This window comes from Brevibacillus massiliensis (assembly GCF_000311785.1).
GTDB lineage: Bacteria > Bacillota > Bacilli > Brevibacillales > Brevibacillaceae > Brevibacillus_C > Brevibacillus_C massiliensis.
In genome coordinates, this window is record NZ_HE978540.1 from 77,341 (window position 1) to 98,763 (window position 21,423).

The 21,423-nt window shown below is 52.6% G+C and carries 19 protein-coding genes; 6 read left to right on the forward strand and 13 right to left on the reverse strand.

Going from position 1 to position 21,423, the window contains the following annotated elements; all coding sequences use genetic code 11:
* Positions 1-23: 23 nt before the first annotated feature.
* Positions 24-1,622, reverse strand: coding sequence for an S-layer homology domain-containing protein (locus HGBM_RS27400; RefSeq protein ID WP_019121538.1), 1,599 nt, complete (start codon positions 1,620-1,622; stop codon positions 24-26).
* A 177-nt stretch (positions 1,623-1,799) separates the two neighbouring features.
* Between HGBM_RS27400 and HGBM_RS12975 the strand changes: the two genes are divergently transcribed.
* Complete coding sequence (locus tag HGBM_RS12975) at positions 1,800-2,618, forward strand: divergent polysaccharide deacetylase family protein (protein WP_019121539.1); 819 nt, start codon at positions 1,800-1,802, stop codon at positions 2,616-2,618.
* Between the two features lie 25 nt (positions 2,619-2,643).
* Here the strand turns inward: HGBM_RS12975 and HGBM_RS12980 are convergent, their stop codons facing one another.
* On the reverse strand, positions 2,644-3,963 hold the full coding sequence (locus HGBM_RS12980) for a short-chain fatty acid transporter (RefSeq protein WP_019121540.1): 1,320 nt from the start codon (positions 3,961-3,963) through the stop codon (positions 2,644-2,646).
* A 152-nt stretch (positions 3,964-4,115) separates the two neighbouring features.
* On the opposite strand from HGBM_RS12980, the gene lgt reads away from it, so the two are divergent.
* Complete coding sequence (lgt, locus tag HGBM_RS12985) at positions 4,116-4,934, forward strand: prolipoprotein diacylglyceryl transferase (RefSeq protein ID WP_019121541.1); 819 nt, start codon at positions 4,116-4,118, stop codon at positions 4,932-4,934.
* 56 nt (positions 4,935-4,990) lie between these two features.
* Here lgt and motB read toward each other — a convergent pair whose 3' ends face one another.
* Both motB and motA read right to left on the reverse strand, forming a co-directional pair.
* Entirely contained in the window at positions 4,991-5,764 is a 774-nt protein-coding gene (motB, locus tag HGBM_RS12990) for a flagellar motor protein MotB (RefSeq protein ID WP_019121542.1), read from the reverse strand.
* Positions 5,757-6,578, reverse strand: a complete 822-nt coding sequence (gene motA, locus HGBM_RS12995) for a flagellar motor stator protein MotA (protein WP_019121543.1) — start codon at positions 6,576-6,578, stop codon at positions 5,757-5,759. The genes motB and motA overlap by 8 nt, the downstream gene beginning before the upstream one ends.
* A gap of 164 nt (positions 6,579-6,742) precedes the next feature.
* Between motA and HGBM_RS13000 the strand changes: the two genes are divergently transcribed.
* Positions 6,743-7,201, forward strand: a complete 459-nt coding sequence (locus tag HGBM_RS13000; protein WP_019121544.1) for a Dps family protein — start codon at positions 6,743-6,745, stop codon at positions 7,199-7,201.
* Positions 7,202-7,627: 426 nt separating this feature from the next.
* Here HGBM_RS13000 and HGBM_RS13005 read toward each other — a convergent pair whose 3' ends face one another.
* Positions 7,628-9,613: an exo-beta-N-acetylmuramidase NamZ domain-containing protein gene (locus HGBM_RS13005; protein WP_019121545.1), complete on the reverse strand. Its 1,986-nt coding sequence runs from the start codon at positions 9,611-9,613 to the stop codon at positions 7,628-7,630.
* 203 nt (positions 9,614-9,816) lie between these two features.
* On the opposite strand from HGBM_RS13005, the gene HGBM_RS13010 reads away from it, so the two are divergent.
* Positions 9,817-10,044, forward strand: a complete 228-nt coding sequence (locus HGBM_RS13010) for a hypothetical protein (RefSeq protein ID WP_019121546.1) — start codon at positions 9,817-9,819, stop codon at positions 10,042-10,044.
* A 69-nt stretch (positions 10,045-10,113) separates the two neighbouring features.
* Here the strand turns inward: HGBM_RS13010 and HGBM_RS13015 are convergent, their stop codons facing one another.
* Positions 10,114-11,307 (reverse strand): ornithine--oxo-acid transaminase, encoded by a 1,194-nt coding sequence (locus tag HGBM_RS13015; protein ID WP_019121547.1) that lies wholly within the window; start codon positions 11,305-11,307, stop codon positions 10,114-10,116.
* 210 nt (positions 11,308-11,517) lie between these two features.
* On the opposite strand from HGBM_RS13015, the gene HGBM_RS13020 reads away from it, so the two are divergent.
* Positions 11,518-12,936: a sigma-54 interaction domain-containing protein gene (locus HGBM_RS13020; protein WP_019121548.1), complete on the forward strand. Its 1,419-nt coding sequence runs from the start codon at positions 11,518-11,520 to the stop codon at positions 12,934-12,936.
* 76 nt (positions 12,937-13,012) lie between these two features.
* Here HGBM_RS13020 and hmpA read toward each other — a convergent pair whose 3' ends face one another.
* Both hmpA and HGBM_RS13030 read right to left on the reverse strand, forming a co-directional pair.
* Positions 13,013-14,245, reverse strand: a complete 1,233-nt coding sequence (gene hmpA / locus HGBM_RS13025; protein WP_019121549.1) for an NO-inducible flavohemoprotein — start codon at positions 14,243-14,245, stop codon at positions 13,013-13,015.
* A 109-nt stretch (positions 14,246-14,354) separates the two neighbouring features.
* Entirely contained in the window at positions 14,355-15,308 is a 954-nt protein-coding gene (locus HGBM_RS13030) for a threonine ammonia-lyase (RefSeq protein WP_019121550.1), read from the reverse strand.
* 132 nt (positions 15,309-15,440) lie between these two features.
* Between HGBM_RS13030 and deoD the strand changes: the two genes are divergently transcribed.
* A complete protein-coding gene (deoD, locus tag HGBM_RS13035) occupies positions 15,441-16,151 on the forward strand; it encodes a purine-nucleoside phosphorylase (RefSeq protein WP_019121551.1) in 711 nt (236 codons plus the stop codon).
* Between the two features lie 225 nt (positions 16,152-16,376).
* Here deoD and HGBM_RS13040 read toward each other — a convergent pair whose 3' ends face one another.
* From HGBM_RS13040 to HGBM_RS13060, 5 genes are all read right to left on the reverse strand, one after another.
* Positions 16,377-17,027: an isochorismatase family protein gene (locus HGBM_RS13040; protein ID WP_019121552.1), complete on the reverse strand. Its 651-nt coding sequence runs from the start codon at positions 17,025-17,027 to the stop codon at positions 16,377-16,379.
* A 60-nt stretch (positions 17,028-17,087) separates the two neighbouring features.
* On the reverse strand, positions 17,088-17,837 hold the full coding sequence (locus HGBM_RS13045; RefSeq protein ID WP_026074392.1) for a maleate cis-trans isomerase family protein: 750 nt from the start codon (positions 17,835-17,837) through the stop codon (positions 17,088-17,090).
* 75 nt (positions 17,838-17,912) lie between these two features.
* The gene (locus tag HGBM_RS13050; RefSeq protein WP_019121554.1) at positions 17,913-18,938 is read right to left on the reverse strand and encodes a 2,5-dihydroxypyridine 5,6-dioxygenase NicX family protein; all 1,026 of its coding nucleotides are present in this window, start codon (positions 18,936-18,938) and stop codon (positions 17,913-17,915) included.
* A gap of 33 nt (positions 18,939-18,971) precedes the next feature.
* Positions 18,972-19,688 (reverse strand): ABC transporter ATP-binding protein, encoded by a 717-nt coding sequence (locus HGBM_RS13055; protein ID WP_019121555.1) that lies wholly within the window; start codon positions 19,686-19,688, stop codon positions 18,972-18,974.
* Positions 19,681-21,408, reverse strand: coding sequence for a branched-chain amino acid ABC transporter ATP-binding protein/permease (locus HGBM_RS13060; protein ID WP_261798146.1), 1,728 nt, complete (start codon positions 21,406-21,408; stop codon positions 19,681-19,683). Before HGBM_RS13060 ends, HGBM_RS13055 begins: the two co-directional genes overlap by 8 nt.
* Positions 21,409-21,423 lie beyond the last annotated feature (15 nt).

The window sequence follows — 21,423 nt, forward strand, 5'->3', positions numbered from 1 at the left end:
CTCATCTAACCGTCTTGCAATGCTCACCTGGCCAAACTGCGAAAATTTTGGGTGCGGATCACATTTTGTATCGCGGTCCACATCTCATCGTTCTCCGCTCCGATGTGCCAATAGGCAATTCCAGAGGCCCCTTCAGCCAAAATCATTTGATATAATTTGGTAAAAGACCGCGTCTCCTCCAGCCAGATCGTATGCTTTTCGCTTCCTTCCCAGTAAGTAGCGACGTATTGGCTTGTTGTCTCATCCCAGTAAATAGCCGGCTTCTTCGTTTTGAGCACGGCCTGCTGCTCTTCCAGCGTCAGGTCAGTGGAAGTCAAGGTGCCGTCCTTCATATACCAATCCCGGTTAAGAAAAGGCACCGCGACGATCAATTTATAGGCCGGAATAGAAGCCTTCAGCTCCCTTATCGCATTTTTGAGCCACGGCAGCGAGGAGACAGACCCGGCCTCGGGGCCTCCTGTCCAGTGTTCATCATAGCCCATCAATACGACATAGTCGGCATATTTACCCAATGCGGCAAAGTCGAACGGTTCCGACCAATCCGACCCCAGATCAGGCGGCACGTCGACCGACAGCTTCGCTTGATGCGAGGAGAGGGCGCTCGCCAGCTCTTTGACAAACGCGGTAAAATTGTCCCTGTCCGCCGGATCCACATTTTCAAAGTCCAGGTTCAAACCGTCCAACTTGTACTTGTCGACGAATCCGACCAGCTGGTTGACCATTTTCGTTCTATTCGCACTCGTCGCCAACATGCTGTGAGTCAGCTCTCTGTTAAAGCGATTGCCCACGAGCGGCCACACCTGTTTGCCTTTTTGGTGTGCCCAGGATACTAAAGAAGCCGTTGTCCAATCAGAAAAATTGCCTGAAGCATCAAAATAATACCAGCGCGGAGACAGCTTGTTGACCGCGACGCCGGATCGGCCGACCCGCTGTTGAAACTCGGCGTCTGTGCCTCCGTACTCCCAGCCGAGCTGTATGGAAGGCTGCACCTTTGACATCTGCCCGGACTTGTCTGCCTGAACCGCCAGTTTGTCGAGCACGACTGCTGTTTCCTCGCGGGACAATGGATCGGCAGGGCGAAACTTCCCTTCTGCCCCCTGCATGTATTTCAGCCTGGTGATCTCTGCCACATATGGCTTGGCCCAATCCGCGACCTTGCTTGCGTCGCTGTAGGACAATTTTTTGCTGCCGCTCTGCTCCCCTTCCAAAATCCTCACCAGCATCACAGCAGCTTCCTGCCGGGATATCGGCGCGTTCGGCGAAAAGGAGGAAGCGCCGGTTCCGCGGGCCAATCCCAGTTCGGCTGCCGTTTGTACCCACGGATAATACCAGGCCTGTTTTGACACGTCCGTGAACAGCGGCACCGTTCCAGTCTGTGGTTGAATTTTTATCAATTTCCCCAACATTTTTACGAATTCACTGCGGGTTACCGGTTGTTTGGGCTGAAACTTCCGATCTCCATTTCCTTCTACAATTCCCCGTATGTACAAATCCGTTATCTGCTGTTTTGCAAATGAACCCGATATGTCATCAAAGGGGTTTACAGCGGCTGCCTTGCTCGTCGTGTCGGCAAGGCAAAACGCCGCCAGCACCAGAGCCATGATACGTCCTGTCGCCTTCAATACCAATTGCCCCCCAACCACGGGAATTTCTCTCGTACAAATTCCCATTGTAAAAGAGAAATGGGCCGCACTCTATATGAAACTGCTGGGAATTGCAGAAGTTCAGGCCAGTGGTTCATGAAACTCTGTGCGATTATCCATATTAAAAACATCATGGGTTTCGAGGGGGCACTGACGATGAAAGGAACCGTCAAAACAACTTGTTTTGTCTCATCAGGGCTTCTATTGGCTGCTCTGCTCGTGTCGTTTACGCTTTTCCCATCAGATGCCCTGCCGGCAGATTCTCCTGTCTCCCAAAAGAAAAACGTGGCAATCGTCATCGATGATTTTGGCAACAACATGGCCGGGACTGCAGAAATCATCGAATTGCCCTTTCATTTAACCATCGCCGTCATGCCGTTTCAGCGCACGACCCAGCGGGACGCCGAATGGGCCTACCATGCCGGTCACGATGTATTTGTGCACATTCCGATGGAGCCGCTCTCCAAAAATGTCAGGGGCCTGGGGAAGGGAGCGATCACAACTGATCTGTCGGACGAGGAAATCCGCCTCCGCGTGAACGACGCCATCGATGATGTGCCCCATGCCGTCGGGATTAACAATCATATGGGGTCGAAGGCGACGGCGGACCGGCGGGTGATGCGCGCCGTTCTGCAGGTATGCCGGGAGCGGGGACTTACCTTTCTCGACAGCAAGACGAACCATCTGAGCATCGCCGGCGAGGTTGCCAAAGAATTGGGCGTACACTACGCGGAAAACCATCTGTTTTTAGACAACAAAAACAGCAGCCGCTACATCCAAAATCAGATCGGCCGCATCTACCAACACCTGTCAAATAAAGACAGCTGTGTTGCCATCGGCCACGTCGGCAGGCCGGGAAAAAAGACGGCAGCGGTACTGAAAAAAACGCTGCCCGAACTGAATAAAAAAGCAAATCTCGTAGGCGTCACCCAGCTTTTTCGTTTAAAGAATTCCCCTTTGCCCATCACCAATTAAGCCAAGGCAAAGGGGAATCCTCTCGTCAGAAGAGAAGGAAGCCCAGACTGATAATCGCTCCGGTGGCAAACAACATCATGAGACAATAGCCCATGATATCGCGTGCTCCCAGGCCGGCAATTGCCAGTGCCGGAAGCGCCCAGAACGGTTGAATCAAATTCGTCCAGGCGTCTCCCCAAGCAATGGCCATGGCCACTTTTGCATGGGAAACGCCCAATTCCATTCCCGCCGGAAGCATAATCGGCCCTTGCACAGCCCATTGTCCTCCTCCGGACGGAATGAAGATGTTCACCAATCCGGCGCTCCAGAAAGTGAACAGCGGAAAAGTAGCGGCATTGGAGATGCCGATAAACCACTCCGAAATGGAAGCAGCCAGTCCGGAACCGGTCATCATCCCGATAATCCCCGCGTAGAAAGGAAACTGGACGACAATCCCTGTCGAACCTTTGATCGCCTCTCCCATGGCTTCGAGAAAGCGGCGCGGCGTGCCGTGAAGCAAAATGCCGAAAGTGAGAAAAATCAGATTGACAATATCGAGGTTCAGCTTAAATCCGCTTTTGGCAAAATAGGCGGCAATATAGACCAGCCCCAAAATGGAAATGAGCAATGACACAACCCGGCTGTTTTCCAACTTGTCCGCAGGCGTCTTGGCTGCTGCTTCTGCTGCAGCCGCTGTCTCCTCGGCAAAGTCGGGCCCGCGAAAGACAATCCTGTCTTTTTCCGCCGGAAGCATCAGGCGGTTTACGATCGGGAGAACGATCAGAATACCGATCACAATCGCGATATTCAGCGGAGAAAAAATCGTTTCAGATGTAGGAATAATGCCAATCAAATCCTGCATGGAGTGCTTTTCGGTCGCAATGGTCAGCGGAACGGAACCGGAAAAGCCGCCGTGCCAGACAATAAACCCGCTGTACGCGCTGGCGATCAACAGACGGTAGTCCACTTTGTCCACCTGTCTGGCCACTTCTTTCGCAAGCAGGGCACCGATGACCAGCCCGAATCCCCAGTTGATCAACGCTGCCAGGCATGAGACAAAGGTGGTCAGCAGGATAGCTTGACCCGGCGTTTTCGCCAGGCTGGCGACCCAACGCATGCCTCGCTTGAAAACGCGGGTGCTGGCCAGCGTGTAACCGGTTACAAGAACCAGTACCATTTGCATGGTAAAGCTGAGCAGTCCCCAAAAACCATCCCCCCAGTAGCTTACCATCTCCAGCGGACCTTTCCCGTTGACGGCCATACCGGCAAGAAACACGATAAACGTAAGGACAGCCGCAAACAGGAACGGATCAGGCAGGTACCTCTGCACCAATCGGACAGAGGCATTGGTCAAGGCTCGAAACACAAAAACAACTCCTTTCAAGAATAGTCATAATGATTATACGATAGACAACTTTTACCTGAAAAGGTTTTGTCTGCGCTTTCCTTCTTTTTGATTTTCAGGCATCTCTTCCGCTGTGGTATGATAAGTAACGTCCATTCTTTAAAGGATTTCGGATGTTCCATCAGAAAGAAGGGAGCAATTTGCACCAGTACATCGCCCATATCGGCCCGTTTCCAATCCGCTCGTACAGCCTTTTGTTCATTCTCGCCTTCCTGCTGGGGTTGGGCGTGACTGTTACCCTGGCCAAGTTGCAGAAGAAAGAGCACCTGGCAGAACACATCATGAACCTCTCTGTTCCGATGTTCATCGGTGCGATTATCGGTTCGCGCTTCTGGACGGTATTCCTGTTCGATTGGCCTTATTACTCGCAGCATCCAGGCGAAATCATCGCGATCTGGCATGGTGGATTGTCGATCCAGGGCGGGATCGTCGGAGCGATCGCAGTCGGCATCTGGTACGTGCGGAAGCACAAGCTGTCATTTTGGGAGCTGGCCGACTTATGCGCCCCCGGACTCATTCTCGGGCAGAGCATCGGCAGGGACGCCAATCTGATGAACGGCGATGCCTTTGGCGATCCGACCGGCGGCGATTTTGGCATTCTGTATCCGGAGGGCACCAATGCCCGCGCCGTCTTTGGGGACCGCCCGCTCTGGCCGGCCGAAGTGTGGGAAGGGCAAATGGATGTTATTTTCTTTGCCATCCTGATGATCCTGATGCAAAAACGTTTGAAGCGCGGCTATCTGTTTCTCATTTACAACATTTTGTACAACGCCGGCCGCTTCGTGCTGGAGATGCTCCGCGGCGACTCGCCCCGCTACCTGTTCGGTTGGACGACAGCCCAGTGGACGGCGGTGAGCATCATCCTGGCAGCCGTCGCCGCAGGTATCTACCTGCACTTTCGGGAGCCAAAACAACCGGAACCCGCTCAATAGGACACCCCTTCTATACCAGTCTGGTACTCTGGTATAGAAGGGGTGTTTTCGCTTGCTTACTGCAGCGGTTTGGGATTGTTGCGCAAAATCGCCACTTCGACGCGGCGGTTCTTGGCCCGGCCTTCCGCAGTGTCGTTGGGTGCGATCGGGTGATACTCTCCATAACCGGTCGCGCTGAATTTTTGCGGATCAAGCTGGGGATTCTGCAGCAGGATCTTCATGAAGTTGAGTGCCCGTTTGGAGCTCAGATCCCAGTTGGAAGGGAATTCCGCCGTGTGAATCGGCACGTTGTCCGTATGGCCCGAGACGGTGATTTGCCGCGGCTGCGGAACCAGCAGCTTGGAAATCTCATTCGCCAGCTCTCTCGCTTCCGGGCGAACCTGGGCGCTTCCCGAATCAAACAGCGCATTGTCCATGATGGTAATCAAAAGACCTGTCTCCGTTACTTTCGTATGCAGCTTATCCTGCAATGCGTGCTCCAAGATGTAAGCGTCCAATTGTCCCTTCGCCTTTTCCAGGTCCTCCGTCTCCTGACGGTACCGCTCTGCCTGCTCCTGCTCCGCCTTGGACATCATCTTCACATCGTCAGGAATCTGCAGTGTATCCGGAGGCATGGTAACGGGGGCAGGGCTTTCCATGATGCCTGTCCCTCCCGTAAACGCAACGTTAAACGACTGGGCCAACTGGTCGAATTTCTTCACATCGATCTTGCTTGAAGCGAAGAGTACGATGAACAAGGCCAAAAGCAGCGTCAATAAGTCCGAGTAGGGGATCAGCCAGGTTTCATCAATGTGATCCTCTCCCGAGCCGTGTCTCCTCCGCTTAGCCATTCACACCTACACCTTCCCTCGCCTGGGCATTCGCTTCTTTTTCTTCCGCCCGTTCAGCCATGCGTTCGTGCAGCGGGATATACACCAGCAGCTTTTGTTCGATCGCAGCCGGGGAGACGCCAGCCTGGATGGATAACAAGCCCTCCACCATGATTTTTTTTATCTCGATTTCCCGTTTTGATTTGCGTTTCAGCTTGTTGGCAAACGGGTGCCACAACACATACCCGGAGAAAATCCCCATCAGAGTAGCGACAAACGCAGCGGCGATCGAGTGTCCCAGCACGTCTATGTCGGATAAGTTCCCCAGTGCCGCGATCAGCCCGACGACCGCGCCAAGCACCCCCAATGTCGGGGCATACGTGCCTGCCTGCGAGAAGATCTGCGCGCCTGAAGCATGCCGCTCCTCTATGGCATAGATTTCCTCGTTTAATACATCTCGTACAAACTCCGGCTCGCCGCCGTCAATAATCATCTTCATGCCGTTCCTTAAAAATTCGTCCTCGATTTCATCCGAGGTGTTTTCCAGTGCGAGCAGCCCTTCCCGGCGGGCGATCGACGCCCAAGACATAAACTGGTCGATCAGCTCCCGCTTGGAAACGAGTTTTTGCTCCGTAAAAATGACCTTTATGAGGGCCGGTATCCTCTTGATTTCCGAGGTTGGGAACCCGATAAACAGCGATGCCGCAGTTCCGACGAAGATGATCAAAATAGCGGCAGGATTAGCCAGTGTTGCGATTGATGCCCCCTTCAACACCATGCCAAGACCAACGGCAATGAGTCCGAGGAAGAGTCCTATATAGGTTGATTTTTCCATGTCGCCACTCCCCAAAATCCGTAAATAAGTATCCTACTTATGGTTTCGGCAAATCGGCCAAGAACCATGAGAGTAAGATGTGATAAATGAGCAAATTCGTATAGAACCGCATGGATTGAGAGATGTTAGTAGGAGAACACGATTGGAAAGGGAGGAGCTGAAGCATGGCTACCGATGTCAGCCAAGTCGCCAAATCTGTCACAAGCGTATTGAACACCCAAATCGCGAACTGGGGTGTCCTCTATGTCAAGCTGCACAATTACCACTGGTATGTAAGCGGTCCGAACTTTTATACGCTGCACGCCACCTTTGAGCAATTGTACAATGAAGCTGCCCAGTACCTCGACGAGTTGGCGGAGCGGCTCCTGGCGCTCAAGCAAAAGCCGCTTGCCACGATGAGGGAATACCTGGAAAAGGCCTCGATCAAAGAGGCTACCGGCAGCGAGTCGACGGAGAGCATGGTAAAAACCATTGCCGACGATTTTGATACCTTGATCGCGGAGACAAAAGAGGGACTGAAGATTGCCGAGTCCCAGCAGGATGACGCCACAGCGGACATGCTGACGTCCATTCGCCAGTCTTTGGAAAAGCACGTTTGGATGCTGCGCTCTTTTTTGAAGTAAAGCCGGACATCCCCTTGCCGCCTGCCCGCAAATCAAGATCCAGTAATCCCTTGAGGACTACTGGATTTTGATTTTACTCATTGATCCCGATTCCGAAAAACAGTGTTTAAATCAATCATTAACCCCTCAAACATGATGGATTTGCAATCAATCAATTGATCGAAAAAGAGAAATAATTACAAACAATCCCGAATACCCCAGGCAGTACCTTCTGCAAGCGCCATAAGGGCAGGTACACCAAAGACGGTGAGCATATCATTGGCACGCCGCTGAGAACATCGCCCGATCAATATGAGACGATGATGAAAAACGGAAAGCTGTTTCCCGGGTCTGTGGTCCCCAATCCGCGGCCCGGCATTCACGAATAGACATAACGAGGGGTGTGATCAGTACTTGTATCCATGCAGGCTGATCACACCCCTTTCATCACTTCAGAAAAGAAACCTGGTAAGACTCGTGTCCCAGCACTTCAAATAAGTATCCTTCGGCTTTGAGGGTTTGAATGATCTTGGGCAGCGCTTGAACCGTCTTATCCTTGCCGGCGCCGTCATGCATGAGGATAATCACCTGCTTGGCGTTTTTCGTCCCCTTGACGACGCTCTGCACCGCACTTTCGACGGTATACCCCTTTGCGCTGGCATCGCCGATGCTGACATTCCAATCGAAGTAGCGATAGCCGCGCTTCGTCGCTTCCTTGACGATATCCGGCATGATCCACTGGTTCTTGCCGTATTTGCCGGGATCCTGCGCATGTTTGCTCACCGTGTTGTTGCTGCCGCCCGGAAAGCGGATCAGCGTGGGAGCGACCCCGGTCACCTGCTCAATCGCTTTATTGCCCGCCTCCAGATCCTTGAAGAAGCCGTCTACCGTTTTGTACACGAGATTGTAATCGTGTGAAAACGTGTGACCGCCTACGACGTGGCCCTCGTCGACCTCCCGTTTCAGAATGGCTTCCCGTCCCTTGACATTGCGGCCGACGACAAAAAAGGTCGCCTTTACCTGATTCTCTTTTAAAATATCCAAAATCTTGGGGGTATTGACGGACGGACCGTCGTCAAACGTCAGATACGCCACCTTTGCATTTGGATTCGGCTTTGGCTGCGGGGGCTTCGGCGGCTGTGCTGTCGGCTTGCCAGCTTGGGATGCCGACGGCGGCGCCGTGACCAGAGCCGGGCCCGCAGGAGAATTCCCCGCGCCTAGCGGAACGTTTCCGTAGATCAGGTATTTTTTTCGCTCTTCTTTAAACTTGGCCAGCGCTTCCGCATATCCCACCTCGATCTGCTGCGGTGTCAGACCTTGCTCCAAGGCTTTGCCGATTTGATCCGTTCCCATGATTCTGTCAAACATGACAATGTCCGCACCTGTGCTCTTGGGAACGGCAAAGTGATTGAGCGAATGGGCGTAGCCAAGAACATAGATACCTGTCTTGGCCGGATTAAACGTCCGCGGATCTGTGATCATCGGGCGAACCCCGCCAGCTGAACCGCGCTGTTCCGGCGTAAACGAAACGCCTTTCAAGCCCGAATTGTTCAAGAGATTGGCCAAAGCCTGGCTGTTGATGCCCTTCCCGCCAACCCACTTGAATTTGTCCGCTTGGGTAATCCCCGTACCCTCGCCGAGGCCGGTCGCCATGTAGCCCAAGACGGACGTGATGTCGGGAATGTTCGGCGAGCTTTGCACCCAGCGCAGCCCCGTATCCTGCCAGATGGTGTTTCGGGTGTACCCTTCCATCGGGACCACAGCCAGGTTGGCCCCGATCTTGCGGTTGAAGAAATAGGCCAATTCCCCCACAGTCATTCCGTGTGCCATCGGCAGATTATCCGCGCCGACAAAAGAGATGAACCTGTCTTCCAACACCGGGCCGTCGACAATCGTCCCTCCCAGCGGATTTGGTCTGTCAAGCACGACGATCTGCTTGCCGTACTTCTTTGCCGCCTGCATGCAGTATTGCAAGGTAGAAATATACGTATAAGACCGCGCACCGATATCCTGCATATCAAAGACGAGCAAATCGAGGCCTTTGAGCATTTCTTCGGTCGGCATTCGCGTTTTTCCATAGAGGCTGTATACCGGAACCTTGTATTTGCTGTCGGTGTAGGACTCCACATAAGCGCCTGCCGACGCCTTCCCGTCAATCCCGTGCTCCGGCCCGAACAATGCCACCACTTTTGTCTTCGGGTACTTGAACAGCACGTCGATGATGCTGGCGCCCTGGCTGTTTACACCGGTCTGATTGGTGACAATCCCGATATTTTTTCCGTCGATGTAGTGGTGGTACTTGCTGATCAGCAAATCGTCCCCCAGGGAAACCTTCGGCACCGCATAGGTTTCGAAGGCCGCGGCAAAGACCAGCAGCATCGCAGCAATCAGCACGAGAAGCTCTTTCTTCACCCCTGATGTCCTCTCCCTCATGGATAACTCTCCTTCTATGTACGACAAACTCTTCCCCTCTCTTACATTTGACGCTAAAAATCGGTATTAGTTTCAAAAACGTGCAGAAAAATGGAGAAATTTGACCCCAAGCCGCCTTGGCAACAAGGCATAAGGACAGGGGAAGCGGGTTAAGCTAACAGGGTATGAACAAAATCACTCTAGATGAAAAAGGAGGAACAAACATGGCCCAGCAGATGGATATCAACACACTGAAAAAAGCAGAGGCGGCCGCAGCCGTCGCAAAAGAAATGATCACCCAGGCGATTACTCAATCCGCCGCCAATACGATGCAAGCGGAGGAGGCGCTGAGACAAGCTTCAAATGAAATCGCCCAGGTCCAAATGATGGTCAGCCAGGTTCAATCGGCAATGCAGGCTCAGACCATGCAGCAGCAGCAACAGCAAAAGTAAGCATGCAAGTACAAAAAGGCTAAAACACGACGGCAGCGAAGCCGTGTGTTTTAGCCTTCTCCAGACGGCTTACGCCTGGAAGACTTTCCTGATCCGTTCCATCGCCCAATCCAGCTCCTCCCGGGAAATGACCAGCGGCGGAGCAAAGCGGATGGTCGTTTCATGCGTCTCCTTACACAACAAGCCAAGCTCTTTCAACCGCTCGCAGTACGGTCTGGCGGACATGGTCAGTTCTACGCCGATAAACAGTCCTCTGCCCCGCACTTCGCGAATCGCGGGGTGCTGGATCTCCTTCAGCCTCTCGATGAAATAGCCGCCCAACTCCAGGGAACGGGCGACCAGGCCCTCTTCTTCGATGACATCGAGCGCTGCCACGGCGACAGCGCAGCCCAATGGGTTGCCGCCAAATGTGGAACCGTGCGAGCCCGGCTCAAACACCCCGAGTATCTCCTTGTCTGCCGCGACCGCTGATATCGGGAATACGCCTCCCCCCAGCGCTTTCCCCATAATGTACATGTCTGGTGTGACATCCTCCCACTCACTGGCAAAAAGCTTCCCGGTGCGCCCAAAACCGGTCTGGATTTCATCGGCGACGAACAGGACGTTGTTCGCCCTGCAGACTTCCTCTGCCACCTTGAGGTACCCTTCCGGCGGGATGATGATGCCGGCTTCGCCCTGGATCGGCTCGATGACCAATGCGGCGGTATTGGGCGTAATTGCCTTCTTCAACGCCTCGATATCCCCGTATGGAATAATCGTGAAGCCCGGCGTAAAAGGCCCAAACCCGCGCCTGTATTCGTCGGCGGAGGAGAACGAGGTGATCGTCACGGTTCGGCCGTGAAAATTGCCCTCGCAGACGATGATGTCCGCCTGGTTATCCGGAACCTTCTTCACATCGTACGCCCAGCGCCTGATCGCTTTCAGCGCCGTTTCCACCGCTTCGGCACCGGTGTTCATCGGCAAAATCATTTCTTTTCCCGTCAGCTTCGCCAGCTTCTCGTAAAACAGCCCCAGCTGATCGCTGTAAAACGCCCGCGAGGTGAGCGTTACCTTGTCCGCCTGGTCTTTCAGCGCCTGGATGATCTTCGGATGGCGATGCCCCTGGTTTAGCGCGGAGTAAGCACTCAGCATGTCCATGTACCTGTTGCCTTCCGGATCTTCCACCCAGACACCCTCTGCCCGTGATATGACAATCGGCAGCGGATGGTAGTTGCGGGCCCCATACCGCTCCGTCTGTTCAATGACTGTTTTGGTTGTGCTCATGTCCCTGCCTCCTCTTGATTGCTGCATGCTATTCTTCCTTTCAAGAATGGTGCCAACTTATCAAGAGCGATTAGACAGGGAAAACCTGTTTGCAGGATGTGCAAAATGATTTGGCATCGCCAATTATTTCGGCAGTCATCCGCAAAAAGAATTGGCACCCCGTCCGGATATGGTACAATGAATCCAAAGCGAGAAAGGCTGGGGAGAGAGATGAAAAGCAGCAGCCGTACACGAGAGCTTCTGACCATCTACGAGCAGATTCTCGACGAAATCAACGAAGGCGTTCATGTCATCGACGAAGACGGCAATTCAATCATCTACAACCGCAAGATGACCGAGCTGGAGGCGATGGAAAAAGACCGCGTCGTGGGAAAAAAGCTGTCAGACGTCTTCCACTTTCCCGGCGGACAGGAGAGCACGCTGCTTCAGGCCCTTCGCATGGGGAAAAGTATCCGCAACGTCAGGCAAACCTACTACAACGACAGCGGAAAGGAAATCACGACGATCAACAACACCTATCCGCTGTTTGCAGACGGCCGAATCGTCGGAGCAGTGGAGATCGCCAGCGACGTCACGAAAATGGAGCGGCTGATCCGGGAAAATCTCGCCATGGAGAGATCCTCCACCCAATACACCTTTGACGCGATCATCGGCGAGAGCACCGCGATCCGGGAGGTGATCGAACACGCAAAACGCTCCGCCCGCACCTCTTCCTCCGTCCTCATCGTCGGAGAGACAGGTGTTGGCAAGGAGTTGTTCGTGCAAAGCATTCACAATGCCAGCGCCCGGGCCAATGGCCCGTTTATCTCCCAAAACTGCGCCGCGCTGCCGGAGGCCTTGATTGAGGGGTTGCTGTTCGGAACGTCGCGGGGAGCGTTTACCGGCGCCATCGAGCGACCGGGACTCTTTGAGCAGGCCGACGGGGGGACGCTGTTTTTGGATGAAATCAACTCGCTCGGCCTGCCCCTTCAGGCGAAGCTGCTGCGGGCCCTGCAGGATAAGACGATTCGCCGGATCGGGGATACCAGGGACAGGGCAATTGATGTCCGCATCATCGCAGCGATGAATGAAGACCCGATCGAAGCGGTCGCCAACCACCGGCTGCGCAAAGACTTGTATTACCGGCTGGGCGTCGTCACGCTGTTCATTCCGCCGCTCCGGGACCGGAGGGAGGATCTGCTGCCGCTTGCCGAGCATTTTATCCAGCGCTGCAACAAGCTCTTTCAGATGGAGGTGGCCGGGATCTCCGATGAGGTGCTGCAGTTCTTTTACCGCCACGACTGGCCGGGAAATGTGCGGGAATTGCAGCACCTGATCGAGGGAGCGATGAATCTGATGGCAAGTGAGACGCTCATCCGTTTCGACCACCTGCCGCTCCACCACATCCGCCGCAAAACATGGGCCGCGGGCTCTCCGCTCGCTGAAGGCATGCCCCCTTCGGAAGCCGGATTGGCCGATCCACCCCTGCCGTTAAAAGAGAAGCTGGAAGAGCTGGAACGGCAGTACATCGAGGCGATGCTGGCGCGGCACAGCGGAAATGTATCACGTGCGGCCAGCGAGCTGGGAATCAGCCGGCAAAGCTTGCAGTACCGGCTTCGCAAATTGGGCCTCAAACGAAACATGCCTTGATCAACAGCAAGCGGCAGCCCAGAATCGTGAAATTCGGGACTGCCGCTTGTTCATTTTATGAGAGGCCGGATTGCTCTCAAGCGATCGTCTGGTCTTCCAGACTGCCGGCCGGGCCGAAGAATTCAAAATGGATCTGCTCCTGGGGAACCTCCCATTCCTTGAGCGCCCGGTAGACCGCTTTCATGAACGGAATCGGGCCGCAGAAGTAAAAATCGGCCTTGTTTGAGGGCAAGATTGACTTCAGCCAAGGCAAATCGACAAACCCTTGCTTGTCGAAATTGCGCTTCAGCAGATCTTCCGCACTCGGCGCCGAATAGCATGTGTAAGACGTCACTTGGCTGTTGTTTTCGACGAGTTTTGCGACGTGCTCTTTCATCGCGTGTGTGCTGCTGCCCGTTGCGGCCTGGATAAAGGTGACCTTCCTGCCTGGATAGCGTTCCACGAGCGAATTCAGCATGCTCATCAGCGGGGTGAAGCCGACGCCGCCAGCAAGCAGCACCACCGGCAGATCCCCGGCTGTGTTCAATACGAAATCGCCGGCAGGGGCACTGATTTCCAGTACATCCCCTTCCTTGACCTGGGAATGGAGATAGCTGGAGACGACTCCCTTCGGCCGCTGGTCCGCAGCGTCTTCGCGCTTGACGCTGATCCGGTAGTACCCTTTTCCCGGGCTGTCGGACAAACTGTACTGCCGCAGGTGGGTATTCTTCTCGCCGGGAATCTCCGCTTTGACGGTGATATACTGTCCCGGCAGGTAATCGGCGATCTCTCCGCCATCTTCCGGCGTAAGGTAAAAGGATGTGATCACATCACTTTCCTTTACCTTTTGCGCTACCGTAAAGCTGCGCCAGCCTTCCCAGCCGCCCCGCTGCTCCCGGGCCTCTTTGTACATCCCGGCCTCGACGCTGATGAAAGCGTCAGCGATCACGCCGTACGCCTCCGCCCAGGCCTGGATGATCTCATCCGTAACCGCATCGCCGAGCACATCCTTGATCGCAGCCAGCAGATTTTCACCGACGATCGGATAGTGTTCCGGCTTGATGCCCAAGCTGCGGTGCTTGTGGCCGATTTGCTCCACCACCGGCATGATGGCGCCGAGATTATCGATATGCGCGGCTGCAGCGTAGACGGCGTTGGCCAGTGCTGTCTGCTGGCGCCCCTGTTTTTGATTGGCATGGTTGAAGATGTTCAACAGCTCTGGATGCTGGGCAAACAGCCGCTGGTAAAAACGGGTTGTAATGGCCTTTCCGTGAGTTTCCAGTACAGGTACGGTCGATTTCACCACTTCTATCGTCTTCGGGCTTAACATCTCTATCCCTCTTTCCTGTGGATTTCATTCACAGGTTTCAGTATAGACCGGTTTGCCATGCCGCACTGTTATTACAATCACACGAAAAATTGCGGCTTTGTGACAAAGCTCATTCTCCGCTGATCATCCTCGCGGCCTGTTCCAAGTCGACATTGCCCCCGGAGATGACGGTTACCACCCTTTTTCCAGCAAAAGGAAGATTCCCGAACATCGCTGCCGCCACCGTCGTCGCGCTGGACGGCTCGATCATTTGCTTCATCCGTTCCAGTACAAAGCAAAAGGCCTGGCGGATTTCCTCCTCGCTGACCAAAACGATGTCATCGATGTACTTCATCACGATCGGGAAGGTCAGATCACCCGGCTGGCTCGTCCGCAGCCCGTCCGCGATTGTCGAAGAGGCGGGAATTGAGGTGATCTGGCCGCGCTGGCGGGACAGATACGTATCATTGGCCAGAGCCGGTTCGACGCCGATCACCTGAATCCGCGGACTGCTCTCCTTGATGGCGGTCAAAATCCCCGAGACCAGGCCTCCTCCCCCAATCGGCACGACGACGACATCGACGTCGCCCAATTGCTCCAAAATCTCCAGTCCAATCGTACCTTGCCCGGCGATGATGAACGGATCGTCATAGGGCGGGATGTACACGCCGCCTTCCTGAAGCGCGATTTCTCTTGCCCGCGGGATGCGCTCCGCCGATGTCGTTCCGCACGTCTCCACCTTGCCGTTGTAGGCTTTGATGGCATTTACCTTGCAAAGAGTGGCGTCTTCGGGAACGACGATCGTCGCGGGAATCCCCAATCGATTAGCGGTATAAGCCACCGCCTGGCCGTGATTGCCGGAGGATGCCGCGGTCACGTACTTCGCCCCCTCCGCAGCTGCTTGCTTCACCTTGTTGGCCGCTCCGCGGATTTTGAACGACCCGGTTTTCTGCAAGTGCTCTGCCTTGAGGATTACCTGATTGCCGCACACGCGCGAAAGCTGCTCCGACTGCATCATGGGCGTGACGCAAGCGATATCGGCAATGCTCTGCTTGGCGGCTTGAATGTCCTGCAATGTGATCATGGGCTGACGCTCCTTTTTCTTTGACTTGTATGAAAGAGTATTGGCCAACAAAAGCTCGTTTCCCTGCCGCGTTGAACTCGAACAGCAACGTGGTATAATACAACAGAACGTGAAACAGGAGGGATTTATTCGATGAGTGTACATATTGCTGCCAAGGAAGGCGAGATTGCCGAATCCATCCTCTTGCCGGGCGATCCGCTGCGGGCAAAACACATTGCCGAGACGTTTTTGGAGGATGCCGTCTGCTACAACAACGTGCGCGGAATGCTTGGCTTTACGGGAACGTACAAGGGCAAGCGGGTCTCTGTTCAGGGAACGGGGATGGGGATCCCGTCGATATCGATCTATGCCCAGGAATTGATGCAAGAATACGGCGTAAAGAATTTGATCCGGGTGGGAACGTGCGGAGCCATCCAGCAGGATGTCAAGGTGCGGGATGTCATCCTGGCGATGAGCGCCTCCACCGATTCGGCCGTCAACAAAATCCGCTTTAACGGGATTGACTTTGCCCCGACCGCTGACTTTGACTTGCTAAAAAAGGCGTACGATCTTGCGGCCGCAGCGGGCATGCCGGTAAAGGTGGGGCCTGTCTTTACCAGCGACACCTTTTACAACGAGGATACAGCCGGACAGCGGCTGCTTGCAGCTTATCAGATTCTGGCCATCGAGATGGAGACAGCCGCACTTTACACGCTCGCAGCCAAGTTTCACGCCAAGGCCCTGTCCATCTTAACGGTCAGCGACCACATCCTGACAGGTGAAGCGACGTCGTCGGAAGAACGCCAGTTGACCTTTAACGACATGGTGAAAGTGGCTCTGGAAACCGCCATTGCCGCTGAATAATCCTGCACAAAGCAGACGATGCACCCATTCTACCTCTTCAGACTGGGTGTTAGTTTTATCATTCATCTCACCACCCAAAGAGGCGGGAGTTTTCTGCGAAAATTCGATAAATTAGCGCAAAACAGTCCTCATCCTTTCCACAAGGCAGGGACTGTTTTGCGCTTGCACTGCGGTCTTATTCACTTTTTTTGAAGATCTGAAGACCTTCTGCGGCAGGTTATCTCTCTAGGAAATCGTCGTATACGAATGAATGTCTTTGATTAGCTCGCTGGCGTTTAGCACATCAGCATATTTTTGTTCCATGTCAAACAAGCTTTGGTCGTGCGAAGCGAGGGAACGATCGCCAACGGCGTCCTTTACGACTATCGGACGATACCCGTATTGGAGCGCATCAACCACTGTCGCCCGTACGCATCCGCTGGTCGTGCATCCGGTCACAATCACCGTATCGATTCCGTTGACGTTCAAGCGGGAAATCAAATCCGTCCCGAAAAAAGCGGAAGCATACTTTTTGTTGAGGATGATGTCCCCTTTTTTGTAATGGAGCCGCGGATCCAACTGTACAGCATCCGTTCCGAATTTTAAGGTTTTTAAGCCTCCCATTTTTTTCAACCAGATTCCAGAATCCCCCATATTTTCTTCGTATGCGATTGTAGTGAATATGACGGGCAAGTTTTTTTCGTGAACCGCAGTCAGCAATCGATTGATGACTTCAATCTGCCGGGATAAATCTGCCCCGAGAGGCATTGCCGGATCCGTAAAGCCTTTGATGACATCAACCACGAGGAAACAAGGCTTGTTCCCAATACCTAGCGGTTGCCCAAAACCCCTTTCGCGAAAATGATGCAAATCATTTTGCCACTGATTGTTGTCCATGTGTTTCCTCCAATTACCAAAATTCTTGTTCACTTCCTCTTATTCGCGCTGCTGGGCAGCTCAATAACTGCCAGATAAAAGGGCCCCCGCATCAGGCACAATCGGTTTCAACCCCAGCGTCCTGAGGATTTGATAGACTGTTGCCGTTGCTGCGGTTAGAACCGGTTTGCCCAACCTGTTTTCAACCTCCTGTACAGCCGGAAGTGACGGCATCTGAACACATGCTGAAAGCACCACAGCATCCGCTTCCTGCACATTTAATTGTTCGGAAATCGAGATTAAATTCATCGGGTCCAGTCTGCCTACTGCAAGATTGTCGGGAACCTCCAGACTGATAGAGTCAACCACCTTGATACCGTAGGACTGAATATAGTCGATGACCATGCCGGTAAGCGGCTTCATATACGGGGCGATCAAAGCGATTTTTTTTGCGCCCATTGTCTGAATGCCCTGAATCAACGCCCCGGCACTGCTGACTGCGGGAATGTCAACCCCTGTGTCCTTCGCCGCCGCTGACAATTTCTCTTCCGAGACAGAATGATAGCCAGGTCCATTGCACATGATCGCAACCAGACAGGCATATGCCAAGACATCGCACCTCGCATCTGCCAGTTCGACAGCGCAGCGGATGCTGTCATTGTCCATTTTGATCAATTCTTCCTTGGTCACATGCTGCATCCGCATGCGGCTAGAGTGAAAGGTAAATGTATCTTGTGCCAACCGTGAACGGGATCTGAGCATTTCAGGAATCTCTGTTTCCATCGTTGTATTGGAACTGGGCACGATCAGCCCTATCCGAAAACTATTCAAACTGTCCCACTCCTTTTTCAACATGTTTGCCTTGCCGTACGTCATTGTGCCACTGCGAAACACAACCGACAAAAATCATACCGGTTTCATTTCTTCGATCACGACGTCCCCATCCTTTACGATGAGTTTGCCGTCCAGGTACAACGTGCAGTCTTTCAGGGGAATATCAAGATGGCATTTGGTATCATTGGTTCCGCCCAGTTCTGTATTTGGGCCTAACGAAAACAAGACATTTCCGTAAAAAGAGCGTCCGTCCATGCCAAACACGTTGCTGTCCAAGGCCAAACTGTGCCACTTGGCACGTTCATTCAGCCCCCAGCCGATATGGGATATCGCGTAGGCCCGGGGATCCTGGAAACTTTCCATGTATTCCCTCATCAACATGGCGTCAAACCCGCCTTCAATCGTCGTGACCAAACCGTCTTTTATTGTGAGCGTTACCGGCTCCTGCACATACCTGTTAAACGGGAAGAGAATATCCCCGCGATCAAGAACAACTACTCCTTCCACGCCTCCGTCATTTGGCGTGCCTGCCGAAAATCCGCTTGGCAGATGATCCCATCTGCCCGGTTCATCGGCAAATCCGTATTCGACCAGGATGGGATACTGTCCCAACTGGTACGTTACATCCGTGCCAGCCTTGTTCGTAAATCTCAATTCTTTTGCCTTTTTTAATAAATCGGCAGCAAACAGCACCCTTTGCTTGTCGCTTGGTTTGGGGAACATTCTTTTAATGACTTCAAACGGTTCAACAACCAACAAAATTCTTTTCCCTTCATTCTGCAGTTCCAACTGTTCCTTGGAGAACAACAACAAGACCAGATCGATAATCAAATCCGCTTTTTTCAGCATTTCAACCGCTGCCCGGTTGTCTGTAAGCGGGGTAATTCCAAACGAACCCGAAATCCCCCGATTGGCGGGTGGAATGTTCAATTCAAATGTGTTCGCTCCGATCATTTTGGCTGCTTCCATAAAAGCTTTGGCATAATCTTTCAGAACTTCCCCTGACGTCAGCACAGCCATCGTTTCGGTTGGCTTCAACTGGCAGAGTTCCAATTCCATTTTGAACAGTTCTACCATTTCGTTAAAATTTGTACTCATGCTTTCATCTCCTCATTCCCATTTTTCTCAATCTTAACCATGCAGTAAATGCTGCTGCCCCATATAGATCGATTGAATGGATCGATCTTTTCGAAGCGTTTCGCTGTCCCCTGTCAATACCGTTCTGCCCAACTCAATGACATATGCCCGATCGGAAACTTCCAATGCCAGCTCGACATTCTGCTCGATCAGCAGAATCGTCATCCCTGCTTTGCGGAGCGAAATGATACTGTCAAAAATCATGTCAATAATCTGCGGCGCCAAACCCAGTGATGGTTCATCGAGCATCAGTAGTTTGGGCTCGCTGATTAGCGCTCTGCCAATTGCCAGCATCTGCTGCTCTCCACCGCTGAGACTTCCGCCAAGCTGATTTCTTCGTTCTTTCAGTCGCGGGAACAATCGGAATATTTCCTCTATTTTTGTCTGATCGATTCTTTTTTTAAGAAATCCGCCCATTTTTAAATTCTCTTCCACGGTCAGAGTAGGGAAGATGCGCCGTCCTTCAGGAACTTGTGAAATACCCAAGGATACAATCTCGTGAGGTTGCTTTTTGCTGATGTCGGTGTGATTGAATTCGATCAGCCCCTCTTTCTGCCTGATCACGCCGCTGATCGACATCAATGTGGTCGATTTACCTGCCCCGTTGTTTCCGAGAATGCAGATAATTTCCCCCTGGTTTACTTCAAAGCTGATATCTTCCAAAGCCTGCGCATTTCCGTAGTAGGCAATCAAGTGTTCCACTTTAAGCATGCTTTCTGTCCCTCCTCCCTAAATATGCCTCCACAACTTGCGGATTTTGCATCACCTCCTCGGGGCTGCCATCGGCAATTTTTTCTCCAAAATTCAACACAGCCATATGGTCGCAGAGGTTGGACAACAGATTTAAGTCATGTTCAACAATAAAAATGGTGATGGCGAATTCATCCCGCAAACGTAAAATCAATTTTTGCAGTTGTTCTCTTTCCTTTAAGTTCAGTCCGGCTGCTGGCTCATCAAGAAACAAAATCTTCGGCCCGGAGGCGAGGGCGCGGGCAATTTCCGCCAAGCGGCGGTGTCCGTATGAAAGATTGGCGCATAATTCGAAAGCCTTGTCCTCCAAACCCGTTAACTTGATCAGTTGATACGCCACGTTGACAGCATACTGCTCCTCCGAAAGAAACTTTTTGTTTTGCAGCAGTGCCAGACCGATATCGTTTTTTAATCTGCATGACATTCCTGTTACCACATTTTCCAGAACCGTCATGCTTTCGAACAACCTGCTCGTTTGGAACGTTCTTACCAAGCCCAGGCTGCCCAAATGAAATATCGTTTTATCTGTAACTTCTCGTTGCTGAAAATAAACTTGCCCCGATGTCGGTCTTTCCAACCCGGTTACAATGTTGATAAACGTCGTTTTGCCCGCCCCATTCGGCCCGATCAATCCAAAAATCTCTCCTGTCCGTACCTCCAGGCTGACATCTTGAAGCGCCTTGATGCCTCCAAATTGTTTCGTTACATGTTCGAGCTTTAAGATTGCACTGTCGTCCGCTTTGGTTTGAGACAGAAATTGTCTCAGATTGATCGTCGATCTTGCCACAGCAGTTTGTTTTTCACCCGATTTGAACCGTTTATGTAGAAAACCGTAAATACCATTCGGCAAAAAAATCATCATCAGCACAATGCAAACTCCGTATATAATCGGCCGGTACAATGGAATTTCTTTTAAAAATTCGTTAAAAAACGTGACGCCGAATCCTCCCAGTAAAGCCCCGGTAAAAGAACCCAGGCCGCCGAGAACGACCATAAGGATAACGGTAATGGATTCAAGAAAATGGAATGGCTCCGGGCTGATAAACGCATACATATGCACCATTACGCTGCCTGCCAATCCGGCCCAAAAACAGCCGATGATAAAACCTTTTGTTTTCGTAGAGCCGATATTGATGCCTACTGAAGCCGCAGCAAGCTGGTTGTCACGAATTGCCCGAAAGTTTCTGCCCAATCTTCCTTCCGTCAGCCTGATCATAAAGACATACTGGACAATCAACAAAATGGACGAAAGAATAAAAAATTCCTTCTTGCTGTCAACAGACCAGCCCAAAATGTTGGGATAGGGAATATTGGTTAGTCCGTTCCACCCTCCTGTCCAGCTTCCGCCGTTGGCAAAAACGATAATCAAGATTAAATTAAAGGCGAAAGTGGACATGGCAAAATAGATTTCCGAGAGTTTCGCCATCGGTGAAAGGATAATCGAGGCAATCGCGGCCACGATCCCCGACAGCAAGAAAGCAACAAGAAAATTCACATCCAAATGCAACGTGAGAATAGCCGAGGTATAAGCGCCGATGCCAAAAAAACCTGCCTGAGCTAGACTGACCTGACCGGCATACCCGAAAATGAGCTGCAGCGACACAGCCAAAATCGTATAAATCGCCGCCTGGGAAAACAACGACAAATAGTAGTTGGACTGGGTAAAAACGGCCGCCAACACAAAGATGATCAGATA

What these genes read in the sequence shown, in the direction of transcription:
- HGBM_RS13040 (WP_019121552.1), bottom strand. Translation starts at nt 17,027, where the DNA reads ATGGACAACAATCAGTGGCAAAATGATTTGCATCATTTTCGCGAAAGG.
- HGBM_RS13030 (WP_019121550.1), bottom strand. Translation starts at nt 15,308, where the DNA reads ATGATCACATTGCAGGACATTCAAGCCGCCAAGCAGAGCATTGCCGAT.
- motA (WP_019121543.1), bottom strand. Translation starts at nt 6,578, where the DNA reads ATGGAAAAATCAACCTATATAGGACTCTTCCTCGGACTCATTGCCGTT.
- HGBM_RS13015 (WP_019121547.1), bottom strand. Translation starts at nt 11,307, where the DNA reads ATGAGCACAACCAAAACAGTCATTGAACAGACGGAGCGGTATGGGGCC.
- HGBM_RS12975 (WP_019121539.1), top strand. Translation starts at nt 1,800, where the DNA reads ATGAAAGGAACCGTCAAAACAACTTGTTTTGTCTCATCAGGGCTTCTA.
- HGBM_RS13005 (WP_019121545.1), bottom strand. Translation starts at nt 9,613, where the DNA reads ATGAGGGAGAGGACATCAGGGGTGAAGAAAGAGCTTCTCGTGCTGATT.
- hmpA (WP_019121549.1), bottom strand. Translation starts at nt 14,245, where the DNA reads ATGTTAAGCCCGAAGACGATAGAAGTGGTGAAATCGACCGTACCTGTA.
- deoD (WP_019121551.1), top strand. Translation starts at nt 15,441, where the DNA reads ATGAGTGTACATATTGCTGCCAAGGAAGGCGAGATTGCCGAATCCATC.
- HGBM_RS13020 (WP_019121548.1), top strand. Translation starts at nt 11,518, where the DNA reads ATGAAAAGCAGCAGCCGTACACGAGAGCTTCTGACCATCTACGAGCAG.
- lgt (WP_019121541.1), top strand. Translation starts at nt 4,116, where the DNA reads ATGTTCCATCAGAAAGAAGGGAGCAATTTGCACCAGTACATCGCCCAT.
- HGBM_RS13055 (WP_019121555.1), bottom strand. Translation starts at nt 19,688, where the DNA reads ATGCTTAAAGTGGAACACTTGATTGCCTACTACGGAAATGCGCAGGCT.
- HGBM_RS13050 (WP_019121554.1), bottom strand. Translation starts at nt 18,938, where the DNA reads ATGAGTACAAATTTTAACGAAATGGTAGAACTGTTCAAAATGGAATTG.
- motB (WP_019121542.1), bottom strand. Translation starts at nt 5,764, where the DNA reads ATGGCTAAGCGGAGGAGACACGGCTCGGGAGAGGATCACATTGATGAA.
- HGBM_RS13010 (WP_019121546.1), top strand. Translation starts at nt 9,817, where the DNA reads ATGGCCCAGCAGATGGATATCAACACACTGAAAAAAGCAGAGGCGGCC.
- HGBM_RS13000 (WP_019121544.1), top strand. Translation starts at nt 6,743, where the DNA reads ATGGCTACCGATGTCAGCCAAGTCGCCAAATCTGTCACAAGCGTATTG.